This window comes from Rhodopirellula maiorica SM1 (assembly GCF_000346295.1).
GTDB lineage: Bacteria > Planctomycetota > Planctomycetia > Pirellulales > Pirellulaceae > Novipirellula > Novipirellula maiorica.
Window position 1 is genome coordinate 1 of record NZ_ANOG01000583.1, and the last position, 11541, is coordinate 11541.

9 protein-coding genes are annotated in these 11541 nt (G+C 53.9%); 5 read left to right on the forward strand and 4 right to left on the reverse strand.

Going from position 1 to position 11541, the window contains the following annotated elements:
• The coding region (locus RMSM_RS18590) for a Wzz/FepE/Etk N-terminal domain-containing protein (RefSeq protein WP_144057764.1) at positions 1-678 on the reverse strand (678 nt) is incomplete at its 3' end.
• 607 nt (positions 679-1285) lie between these two features.
• Entirely contained in the window at positions 1286-1483 is a 198-nt protein-coding gene (locus RMSM_RS39935; protein WP_144057765.1) for a hypothetical protein, read from the reverse strand.
• 43 nt (positions 1484-1526) lie between these two features.
• Here RMSM_RS39935 and RMSM_RS18595 point away from each other — a divergent pair, with 43 nt between their 5' ends.
• Positions 1527-2453: a DUF1559 domain-containing protein gene (locus RMSM_RS18595; RefSeq protein WP_063870242.1), complete on the forward strand. Its 927-nt coding sequence runs from the start codon at positions 1527-1529 to the stop codon at positions 2451-2453.
• Positions 2454-2570: 117 nt separating this feature from the next.
• Entirely contained in the window at positions 2571-2981 is a 411-nt protein-coding gene (locus RMSM_RS18600; protein ID WP_040768006.1) for a hypothetical protein, read from the forward strand.
• A gap of 78 nt (positions 2982-3059) precedes the next feature.
• Here RMSM_RS18600 and RMSM_RS18605 read toward each other — a convergent pair whose 3' ends face one another.
• Both RMSM_RS18605 and RMSM_RS18610 read right to left on the reverse strand, forming a co-directional pair.
• Entirely contained in the window at positions 3060-4490 is a 1431-nt protein-coding gene (locus RMSM_RS18605; protein WP_008699628.1) for a DUF1501 domain-containing protein, read from the reverse strand.
• 12 nt (positions 4491-4502) lie between these two features.
• Positions 4503-7610, reverse strand: coding sequence for a DUF1553 domain-containing protein (locus tag RMSM_RS18610; protein WP_008699629.1), 3108 nt, complete (start codon positions 7608-7610; stop codon positions 4503-4505).
• Positions 7611-7884: 274 nt separating this feature from the next.
• Here RMSM_RS18610 and RMSM_RS18615 point away from each other — a divergent pair, with 274 nt between their 5' ends.
• The 3 genes from RMSM_RS18615 to speA all read left to right on the forward strand — a co-directional run.
• A complete protein-coding gene (locus RMSM_RS18615) occupies positions 7885-9051 on the forward strand; it encodes a DegT/DnrJ/EryC1/StrS family aminotransferase (RefSeq protein ID WP_008699630.1) in 1167 nt (388 codons plus the stop codon).
• A 382-nt stretch (positions 9052-9433) separates the two neighbouring features.
• The gene (locus RMSM_RS18620) at positions 9434-9766 is read left to right on the forward strand and encodes a HesB/IscA family protein (RefSeq protein ID WP_008699632.1); all 333 of its coding nucleotides are present in this window, start codon (positions 9434-9436) and stop codon (positions 9764-9766) included.
• A gap of 169 nt (positions 9767-9935) precedes the next feature.
• The coding region (gene speA / locus RMSM_RS18625; protein ID WP_008699635.1) for a biosynthetic arginine decarboxylase at positions 9936-11541 on the forward strand (1606 nt) is incomplete at its 3' end.

Consider the following 11541-nt stretch of genomic DNA (forward strand, 5'->3'; position numbering starts at 1 on the left):
TGTGGCATACTCTGCGTTTTCGATGGCTGGCAGTGGGGCGGAGGCCTTCGCGGTTTGGTGTGCCAGCTTTTGTCGTTGCAGCTGTTGCTGTAGCGATTCCGCTTTCTTGTCAATCAGGTTGATTGCCTGTTCCATGCTTTCACGTTGGGAATCGACAAGATAGAGCTGGTATGTCTGGACGAGCGCTTCGAGCACCTTGGGGCACTCGTCAGGATGAATGCTGTCAACTGAGATCTGGACAATCGAATCCTCGTGATCCACATTCATCAGAGGTAAGATCGTATTGGCGACGCTACTGGACTCAGCCAGTAGGTTCAGCCCTTGCAAATCGTTTTCTTGGATTGCCTTTTCGACGAACCATGGGCTTTGGATTAGCGAAGCGTGAGTATCAAATAGGGATGACTTGTGATTAGGCGTTGAGTAACCATCGGGACTTATTGCGTTTTTGGGCTCGACCAATACCTTGGCTTTTGATCGATACACGACAGGTTGATTTTGATAATAAATCCAGCCGCCAATGAACGCATACAAGAGCGATAGCAAGATTCGGTACTTGTGACGCATCACAAACCGAAAGTACAAGACCAAGTCATCGATCTGAAGGAGGGCGTCATCCGGCGGCGGTGGCGGTGGCAATTCTGCTTTGTAGGTTTCGACCAACGGGGAACGGCGAAGCATCGTGCGATCCTTGTGCGGCAAGAAACTTTTAGCATGGAATGACGTTAGAAGCCAATCGGTGCATCAATCGATCTGAGAGGGTCTCAAGTGCAGAAGTCTGTTTACGTAGTTAAATATCAACGAGAACAGTAGGCCTCGTTGCAACTCACGGTGCAATGAGGGCGGATGCCTCTTCTGCGACTTAAATCTTCCGGGGCCGCACTTCATATGCCAGATCATCATGTTCAGTGCACCAGAGTATTGGTTCCACTATTATAGGGGGGCGAAGGACTCTGGTGGGGGTGGTATTTTTCGGTCTTTGCAAAAGATTTTGCCACGAATATTTTTTCCAAGACGTACGAGCTAGCGATATAGATCTCGGACTAGATGATCCATAGTGCACACACGCTCACATTCGCGCCGTTAGTACCATCGCGGTGATGTGTGCATTTTCGTGGCATCATTCCATGACCATTCACTTTCATCGCATCGGCGGAGGGTCGCGCCGAATGGTGGCTGAAATGTAAAAAGTCGATCGAATCAAGGTTTGATCGCGTGACTAAAAAAAATGTTTTTCGTCATGCTTATTTCGGGGTTCCGAAAATGTTGGCATGTCGATCCTTCCAAATTAGGGATGGGGAAAGACCGTTGCTCGTCGGTAACGGCACTGCATCGCCTGCTGTGGGAAGACGCCAGAAATCGCCCATTCCGATTCATGCGAATCGCCTGATTTATCGGACGAGAGCGGACTGCGAAGTCGCTCTGAAAAATTTGACAGATGTGCAAACATCGGTAGTCTATAGACCGAGGCTGGATGAGATTTCATCAGGCTACGTTTTTTTTCTTGGCATTGGGGTAAAGAGGGACATATGAGCGCATCTACAAGGCAGCGTTTGAGCAGTACTGGTTTTACGCTGGTCGAGTTGTTGGTGGTGATTGCCATTATCGGCGTCCTGGTAGGATTGCTTTTGCCTGCGGTGCAGGCCGCACGCGAAGCCGCACGAAGAATGAGTTGTTCCAATAACATGAAACAATTGGGACTGGCTCTACACAACTACCATGACACATTTCGCGTTTACCCGTATGGTTATCGTGATGCGGGGACGTTTCACCGGCGGGATACTTGGATGCAGCAAGTGATGTCGTTCATCGAAATCGGAGCGGTTTCGGAAGCCTACCAGCACTGGGACGGCCAATGGGTGATGGATACGCCTCCGGAACTTAAGGATGCCGTGTTGCCTGCTTTTATGTGTCCGTCGGATCCAGGCGCCGGTGGCTTTGGTGGCGGTGGCACCCGGCGTGCCAACGGCGAAGGGTTTCAGGGCAATTATGTGGTCGCGGCAGCCAGCACTGAGATGACCCGGCCGATGACTAATTTGGATGGAATGTTTTACAACAGTTCAAAGACAAAGATGCGTGACGTTGTCGATGGTACCTCGAACACGCTGATGGTTGGCGAGGCGTTGGTGCGTCCTGGACTTGGCGGCTGGGGCGGTGCGGGCGGTTATTGGGGCGGAGGCCCACACGGTGGATTTGGTTTCACGACCTGGCAATCGCCCAACACGACACTGCCCGATCAAGTCTACTCTTGCAAAACCGAAAACTATCGATTGGCACCTTGCAATTCGATCGGAGGCGCTGCGGAGATCCGTAATTTTGCACGAAGTGTGCACCCAGGAGGCGCTCAATTCACGTTGGCCGATGGTTCGGTTCGATTCCTGACCGAATCGATTGACTTGGTCAATTATCGTGCACTTGGCACTCGCAACAATGGCGAAGTGGTGACACTGCCTTAACGATGGACTCGAGTCGATCACGAACACGCGGCGGGGACTGGTTTGCTGTCCCCGCCGCCATTGATGCGGTTCCCCTGCCACTTTTTCAAGCCTTCTTTCTTTGAATCGGAATCATTTATGCCAACTCAGTTCACTCAAACGATCGTGGTCGTTTTGTTCACTTGCTCTGTGTTTCTGTGCGGCTGCGATAGCGCTCCGCTGGACCGCGTGATCGTGGAAGGGACCGTCGATCTTGATGGCACGCCGTTGAGTAGCGGTGACGTCACCTTTGTGCCTCAGGATCCATCGGTCCAGGCGGATAACTTGAAGGTGATTGACGGCGTCTTCAAAGGCCCCGTGATCCCCGGCGCCAAACGTGTCGAAATACGCGGTTATGAAGAAGTTGTCGCTGATTTGCCGGCGGATTCACCGGAAGCGGGAACAAGTTTTAAGAAGCAGATTTTGCCTGCCAAGTTCCACTCGCAAAGTGAGTTAGTCGAGACGATTCCAAGTCCTGGACCGCTTAGTTACACCGTTTCGACTAACTGAGCGTTTGATTTAGCAGAGCGCCAGGTCGACCGTTGCCATCCGCTCGGCCGGATTCGCTAAAGTCAATGGCAGGGCACGTCACGCGAGGATCTCGGTGACGATCTTGCCATGCACATCGGTGAGCCGGAAATTGCGACCGGCGTGCTCGAAAGTCAATTGTTTGTGATCGAGTCCCAATTGATGCAGCAGGGTCGCGTGCAAGTCATGCATATGGACGCGACCGGCAATGCTGCGGAAACCAAACTCATCGGTTGCTCCGTGGGAATGCCCGCTGCGAAAGCCGCCTCCGGCTAACCAGACGGTAAAACCTCGCGGGTTATGATCGCGACCCGTTCCGTTGTCTTGGGCATAGGGAGTGCGGCCAAACTCGCTGCCCCACCATACGATCGTATCTTCTAATAGCCCTCGCTGCTTGAGATCGGTCAACAGGGCCGCGATCGGTTTGTCGACCGCGCGGGCGTGCGTCGCGTGTTTAGGCAGATTGGAGTGTTGGTCCCAGGCAGGGTTGGCCGAATCGTCACCGTAGTTGACTTGGACAAATCGCACTCCGGCTTCGCACATCCGCCGGGCCATCAAGCAGCGGGCCCCATAGCGTTTGGTTTCGGGAGCGTTGATTCCATACATCTCGATTGTTTCGGCGGTTTCGCTGGACAAGTCGAGCGTCTCGGGGGCAAATTGCTGCATACGCCACGCCAGTTCATGTGACTTGATCGCGGCGTCCAGTTCCGTGTCTTGTAGCGGACGCTGTGCAAATTGCTGCTGATTCAAACGATTGAGCAATTCAAATTGTTCTTGTTGCAGTCGGCGGGGGATATCGTTTCGGGTCAAACTGTCGATCGTCATGACACTGCTGCTGGCACTTCCGACTTTCGTGCCTTGGTAGCGAGGCGGCAGAAACGCGCTTCCGTAATTGCGTGCTCCCCCGTTTCCGATCGATGGGGCAATCGAAATAAATCCAGGCAGATTCTCGTTTTCGCTGCCCAATCCATACAACAACCACGAACCGAACGAGGGGCGAATGAAGTTGGTGCTGCCGCAGTGCAGAAACAGTGTCGCGGGGCCATGGGCAACGCCTTCGGTATGCATGCCATGCAAAAGGCACATGTCATCGGCATGGCGAGCGGTTTCGGGAAATAAGTCCGACACCCAGCGTCCCGAGTCCCCGTATTGTTGGAAATTCCAAGGCGATTGCATCAGTCGAAAAGCTCGGCCTTTGCCCGATCGAGCGAGTTGACGTGCATCGTCAAACTCATACGATTGGCCGTCATGCTTGCTCAGCAGCGGTTTGTAATCAAACGAATCGACTTGGCTGACGCCGCCCTGCATGAACAAGAAAATGATTCGTTTGGCCTTGGGAACCAAAGGCGATTGTGGGCCCGATCCCGCGATCACTTGATGCGATTTTGCCAAGGCATTGGTTTGAGCCAGGATCGCCGAAGCGGCTATCGAGCCAAATCCGCAGGCAGCGGTCCGCAGCATGTGTCGGCGTGTGAAATTCGATTCGATCATGACAAGATTGCCTCAAGGCAGGTAGCGAAAGTCGAGGGATGCAAACAGCGAATGAATCAGCATGGCAAGCCGGTCAAGTTCGTCGTCGTCGCCAGGTCGCTCCAGAAACGCCACGCACGTGGATCGTTCCACGTCGCTAGGTAGACGGTAAAAACAGTGGCGATAGATGTGGTTGACCAGCTCGGCGGTCGACGACGAATCTGAGGTGGATGATGCGGATAGGGCATCGAATTTCGCGGCAGCCGCCCGGGCACGAGCGATGATCCAAGGGTGGTTCATCAGCACCAAAGCCTGAGTCGCGACGGTGCTGCGAGTGCGTTGTCCCACCGAAACGCTGGCGTCGGCGAAATCAAACGCTTCGAACAAATCCGGCAAGGCGTTGCGAAAGACCGGTTGATATAAGCTGCGACGCGGTGAGTCGATGTGATAGTTGTAATCGGCGTTTGTGCCACGGCGAATCAGCGATCCGCCTTGAGTTAGATCGAGTTCACCGCTGATTTGCAGCATCGCATCACGAAGCGACTCGACACTCAAACGTCGCGAGTGACCTCGCCAATACAATTCGTTCTTGGGATCGATTTTCTGTTGCTGTTGGTTCTTGATCGTATCGTCCAGCGTCAGCCGTCGGCGGTACGCATCGGACATCACGATCGTACGGACGAGATGTTTGGTTGACCAATGATTTTGAATCAATTCGCTGGCCAACCAATCGAGCAGTTCAGGATGCGTCGGACGGGCACCTTTTGTGCCAAAGTTATTCATCGACGGCACAATGCCTTGACCCATCAGTGCACACCAGATGCGGTTGGCATAGACACGTGCGGTGAGCGGGTTTTCGGGCGAAGCAAGCCAATGAGCCAATTCCAATCGCCCGCTGGTGTCCGCTTCGATCGCGAACGAATCACAGTGGGGAAGCGCCGTCAAAAAACCGCGAGGCACGCGATCACCAAGATTGTGGACGTCGCCGCGGATATGAATCGCAACGTCGGTCGGAGCCTCGTTTTCTTCGAGCGTCATGTAGCGAGGACGCTCGGCGAGTTGCTGCATCAGCGATTTGCGTTCGACTTCCAAATCGGCGATGATTCGGGCGTTCTCAGCGGCCTCGCGTTGTTTTTGATTCTGTTCGTCGGATCGATCCGCATGCTCGGGCTGATTCGCTGTCTGCGAAGCGGAACGGTTCTGGTTTGTCGAGAGCGGCAAGAACTGAACGGCGTCAACGATGACATAGCCATTGGAATTTTCGTTGGAAACGATCACGAAGGCCTGTCCATTGCGTTCAAAATCGTATTCGCCCAGTGAGACCCACACTCCGTCTTCGGGCGGAATTTGTCGTTGATTGATCCGCACGACGGTTTCTTCGTTCACACTGAACACGCGGACGACAGCGTTGGATGCGCGGTTAGTGCCGGCGGAATAGGCGAGTCGGACTTGGTATTTTCCCGCAGGAAGATTTTTTGGTTCAAACGTCGCTGTTTTTAATCCTTTTTGTTCGTTGCCATCGTGCAGATAGCCGTCGCCGATCAAACGACCGACCGAAGTGGAATGGATCCAATCCCCGACCAATTTTGCAGCTCCGCTGTCGACGACGATTCCGTCGAGTTCAGACAGGGGAATGATTCGGTTTTCTTTGGTCAATTTGAAGCTGGCTGATTTTTTTCGTAACGCGAGTTCTGCATTCACGTTTTCCAATGTTTGCGAGATCGATTCGTAGTGACGCTGCATCGATTCGCTGACCGGAAGTGGTTTTTCGATCCAGCGAGACAGGTTCGCGTGTTTTAGCGCAGTGGTGGACCGAAAGATGCCAGCCAACGCGTAGTAGTCACGTGTAGGAATGGGATCAAATTTGTGATCGTGGCATCTTGCACAGCCAATCGTTTGCCCCAGAAAAGCACGTCCGATCGTATCGAGTTGTTCGTCGATCACGTCCATTTCAAGTTGTGTTTTGTCCTGTTGCTCGAGATTGGAATTTCCCATCATCAGAAACGTTGTCGCCACATGTTGCATTTGACGTTGATGCAGATCATCGGACTCGAGCAAGTCGCCCGTGATTTGTTCACGGATCATCTGATCAAACGGACGGTCGGTATTGAACGCTTCGATCAAATAATCACGGTACCGCCACGCTTCGGGAAAAACAAAACCTCGCAGCGTGATCGATTCGGCGTAACGCGCGACATCCATCCAGTGGCGAGCAAACGTCTCGCCAAAATGGGGTGATGCGAGCAATTGGTCGACGAGCGTTTCATAGGTATCAGTGTCGATGCCGGTTTGATCATCCCCATTGCTCTCATCTCCATTACTCTCGTTCGTCTGGGCAACCGACCGGCTTGCTTGAGATGCGTTTTCAAGTCGGGGACTCGGAGACAATCCGGTTAGGTCAAAATAGAGCCGTCGCACCAAAGTGGAATGATCGGCAACGGAGGTGGCAGTGAGTCCTGATTCAAGCAGCCGTTGATTCAGAAAGCGATCAATCGGCGAGGTCGACGTGGTGGCGGGGCTCGTCGGAATTTCGGGAGTCGTGATCGGACGGTACGCCCAATGTTGCTGGGCTTGTTCGACTGACAATCCCGAGTTCGATTTCGCTTGAACCGCCGCATGGTCCGCCTCGCGTGGATCATAGGCGCCGTCGGCAATCCATTTGGAAAACGCATCAATCAGATGATTAGGCAGTTTGCCATCGGGTGGCATTTGCAAATCGGCATCTTCGTAGCGAAGTGCTGCCATCAGGGTGCCGCGGTTCGGGTCGCCGGGAACCAGGGCGGCCCCGGAGTCGCCGCCGGCCTGCCAGCCCGCTCGGGTATCCAATTGCAATCCGCCGCTGACTTCGTTTTCAATCGAGTGACAATCTAAACAATGTTCGATCAGCGCAGGCCGAATGACGGTTTCAAAAAATGCTTCGTGTTCTGCAGCTGTTGTTTTACTCGATGTTTCGCGTTGGTTTGGTTCTTGTCCAACCACCGTGGTGTCGGCAAACCACGGTGCGGCGACGGCGCCGAGAACAACGTACAGGCGGACAGCGAGCATCCAAGGAACGAACAGTCTAGGGGCGAACAGCCGAGCGACCGGCAGCGAACAGACCAGCAGCCGAGGCGTGCGTGAAATAGAAAGACGTCGGTACATCTGTATTTCCGCGAGGTGAGACGGGTTGGGGAGGAGGGAGGCAGGAGTCGCCATTTTATCCGAAACGAAATCGCCGCGTGGGAAAGAAATGGTGGCAGGCTTGAAAAGAACGGGAGACACTCCGAGTTAAAAATTTTTCTCTTGACCTGAATCTCTCGCTGCGATTATTTAATAACGAGGGAACCCATCCCCGGACTTGGCCAGCGCGGAATTGACGTCGCTTTTACCAAGTCCCCTATTTTATTAACCAGTTCAACCATGGAAGGTTGCTCCTATGGCCAATGCCACCGACGGCGTCCCCTTGCTGGACGTGAATCGTGATAACCGCCCACACCGCGAAGAGTTTCTCGAAGCGCTGACCGAAGTGCTCGACAGCGGGCGATTTTTGTTTGGTCCCGATGTCACTGCATTGGAGAACGAAGTTGCTGCGTACAGCCAAGCCGAGAACGCGATCGGATGTGCTTCGGGCAGCGACGCTTTGCTACTTTCGCTGATGGCTCTGGAAATCGGTCCCGGCGATGAAGTGATCGTTCCTAGCTTTACTTTTTTCGCCTCAGTCAGCTGCATCACACGCTTGGGGGCAACGCCGGTATTCGTCGACATTTGTCCTGATACGTTTAACGTGGATCCCGAGGCGATCCGCAGTGAAATCACCGATCGGACTCGCGCGATCATCCCGGTCCACCTGTTCGGCCAATGTGCCCAAATCGATCGAATTTGCCAAATTGCTGGCGATCACGACATTCCGGTCATCGAAGACGCGGCTCAGGCGATTGGTGCGGCCTATCATTCCCGTCCCGCAGGCAGCTGGGGAAAAATGGGATGTTTTAGCTTCTATCCGACCAAGAACCTCGGTGGAATGGGCGATGGTGGGATGATCACCACCGGTGACGCTGCCACCGCAGACCGTGTGCGATTGTACGCCAGCCATGGCATGCGACCTCGCTACTATCATCAAGTCGTCGGGATCAACAGCCGCTTGGATACATTTCAAGCCGCCGTGCTTCGCGTGAAGCTGCGGTATTTGGACAAAGCGGTACAGGATCGTCGTGCCAACGCCGATCGCTACTCGCGATTGCTCAGCGAAGCCAATCTGGTTGCCGCCGACCAGATCGTTTTGCCTGCGACCGATCCCAACGCGTTCCATGTCTGGAATCAGTATGCATTGCGAGTCGGCGAAGGTCGTCGCGACGATCTGCGGTCGTATTTGTCCGAGCGTGGCATTGGATCGGAGGTCTATTACCCCGTCCCGATGCACGAGCAGCAATGTTTCCAAGATCTTGATTTTGACCGCGATGCTCTGGCGGAAACCGAACGTGCGAGCAAAGAAGTTTTGAATTTGCCGATCTTCCCGTCGTTGACCGAAGCGGAACAGCATCGCGTCGTCGAGACCATCAGCGGTTTTTACGCTGCCGGCGCTCGATCGGCCGCAGCGGCCTAGGCGTCTCTGCGTTCACCCAACCACCGATCCCGCAGCCGTAGAATCCGTCGCGGCTGAGGGATCGTAGGCAATTCCAGCCAGATTGCCTGCGAATCGCTCTCAGGCGTCCTCGTTCGGACCCTAGCGGGCACTGGCGGCCCTTTGCGGGCGACAGAAGGGAACGTCACCACACGATCTGGCTGCGGATCCGCAGGGAAAACCACCAGTTTTGCGGCCATTCTGACGTAATTCCGAATACTTGCATCTTGTCGAATCCCAAGCATTCCGAATACTATAAGGTTGACGGTTTTCTGGGAGGCTTCGGCATTACCATGGTAGACCTGAGTAGTTTACATTTCGAAACTCACCAGTCCGACAGGGCGTCCGAAGGAGTTTGACAACGATGGCAGTAAAATTAACCGAACGAGCCGCTGAAGAAGTGAAGCGGTTTCGCCAAGAAAATAACTTTGATGAGTCCACTTCGCTACGAATCGGCGTCGCTGGCGGTGGTTGCAGTGGTTTCAACTACACGCTTGGATTCGACGACAAGTTCGATGAAAAAGCGGACAGCAAGTACGATTGCCACGGCGTTGCTGTGATCGTCGACAAGAAGAGTGCGTTGTACCTCGATGGCACGACCGTCGATTGGTATTCCAGCCTCGAAAAGCAAGGTTTCACCTTCGAGAACCCCAACGCAGTGAAGAGCTGTGGTTGTGGTAGCTCGTTCCAAGCGTAACCTGCGCTAAAAAATCGCTCAATTTAGACATCAAACGCCTTGTTGCTTCGCAGCAGGGCGTTTTCTTTTGAGAGTGTGTCTGTAGAATCCGACCCTCGTTTGACTTCGCTGCGGGCAGCCGTTGGTCCTGGCACGAACGTCATCGATTCACCAAGAGGTATCTGGCTGAATGAGCGTTGTAGCACCGAAGCAGTGGTCCGGAGCCGATTCGGCTTCTTTGTACGAAGTCGACCGTTGGGGCGACGGGTACTTTCACGTCACCAAAGACAGCCGGTTGATGGTTTCACCCGGTCGAGATCCTGAGCAAGCGATCGATCTGAAAGATCTCGTCGACGGGCTGACTCAGCGTGGCTTGGACCTGCCGATTCTGATTCGCTTCAACGGTATTCTGCGAGATCGTCTAAAACGGCTCAGCGAGAGCTTTGCTGATGCGATCGAAGAACATCAATACAATAATTCCTATCGCTGTGTGTTCCCGATCAAAGTGAACCAGCAGCGCGATGTGGTCGAGCAATTTGCCAAACACGGCCGTGAGTTCGGTTTTGGAATCGAAGCCGGCAGCAAGCCTGAGATGCTGGCGGTGGTCGCGATGACCGACTCGGACACTCCGATTATCTGCAACGGATTCAAAGACGACGACTTTATCCATCTCGCCATGCGCGCCCAGCAGATTGGTCGTACCGTGATCCCGGTGGTTGAAAAGGTCAGCGAGCTGGACCTGATCTTAAAGCACTCCGAAGCACTTGGGGTGCGGCCGACCATCGGAATGCGAGTCAAACTTGCCACCCGCGGATCGGGGCGTTGGCAAGCCAGCGGTGGTTATCGCTCGAAGTTCGGATTGACGGTGGCGGAGATGCTTCGCCAGCTGCAAAAGCTCGAAGACCGCGGCATGGCCGACTGCTTCAAACTGTTGCATTTTCATGTCGGCAGCCAAATCACGCACATTCGTCAACTCAAAGCGGCGATCCTCGAAGCGGCACGCATCTACGTTGATTTGCACCGCCGGGGTGCGGGGCTCGAAATGCTGGATGTCGGTGGCGGATTGGGCGTCGATTACGACGGTTCACATAGCGACAATGAATCGAGCATGAATTACTCGATGCAAGAATATGCAAAAGACGTGGTGCACTTGGTGCAAACCGTCTGTGATGAAGCCGAGGTCCCGCATCCCGAGTTGATCAGCGAAAGCGGACGCGCCGTCGCTGCGCATCATAGCGTGTTGGTGGTCAACACTTTAGGAGTGACGCAGCAGGGGAGTGTGCAGGATCTGCCAACCGATATTCCTGATGAGTTTGAACAACCCGTTCACGATCTATGGAGCAGCTATTGTGGTTTGACGTCAGCCAATATGCTGGAGTCGTTCCATGACGCCCAAACTTCGCTCGACTTGGCGATGAACTTATTCAGCGGCGGGTATTTGCCGTTAGAGCAGCGGGTGATTGCCGAGAATCTTTATTTCGCAATCTGCCACCGCGTGCGTGAGTTTGCCAGCGAGCTTGAGTATGTGCCGGACGATGTCAAACATCTCAATCGTTTGTTGTCGGATATTTACTTCGCCAACTTCTCGTTGTTTCAATCGGTACCGGACTCGTGGGCCATCGATCAATTGTTCCCGGTGATGCCGATTCATCGCTTGGACGAACAACCGACTCGCCACTCGGTGATCGGTGATATTACTTGCGATAGCGACGGAAAGATTGACAAGTTTGTTGGCGGTGAAGGCCCACAACGAACGATCTTGTTGCACGAATTCAAAAAGCAGCAGCCCTATCATA

Bases quoted from the DNA above. Each gene is read 5' to 3' on its own strand.
- RMSM_RS39935 (WP_144057765.1), bottom strand. From the start codon at position 1,483: ATGAAATCTCATCCAGCCTCGGTCTATAGACTACCGATGTTTGCACAT.
- RMSM_RS18595 (WP_063870242.1), top strand. From the start codon at position 1,527: ATGAGCGCATCTACAAGGCAGCGTTTGAGCAGTACTGGTTTTACGCTG.
- RMSM_RS18600 (WP_040768006.1), top strand. From the start codon at position 2,571: ATGCCAACTCAGTTCACTCAAACGATCGTGGTCGTTTTGTTCACTTGC.
- RMSM_RS18605 (WP_008699628.1), bottom strand. From the start codon at position 4,490: ATGATCGAATCGAATTTCACACGCCGACACATGCTGCGGACCGCTGCC.
- RMSM_RS18610 (WP_008699629.1), bottom strand. From the start codon at position 7,610: ATGTACCGACGTCTTTCTATTTCACGCACGCCTCGGCTGCTGGTCTGT.
- RMSM_RS18615 (WP_008699630.1), top strand. From the start codon at position 7,885: ATGGCCAATGCCACCGACGGCGTCCCCTTGCTGGACGTGAATCGTGAT.
- RMSM_RS18620 (WP_008699632.1), top strand. From the start codon at position 9,434: ATGGCAGTAAAATTAACCGAACGAGCCGCTGAAGAAGTGAAGCGGTTT.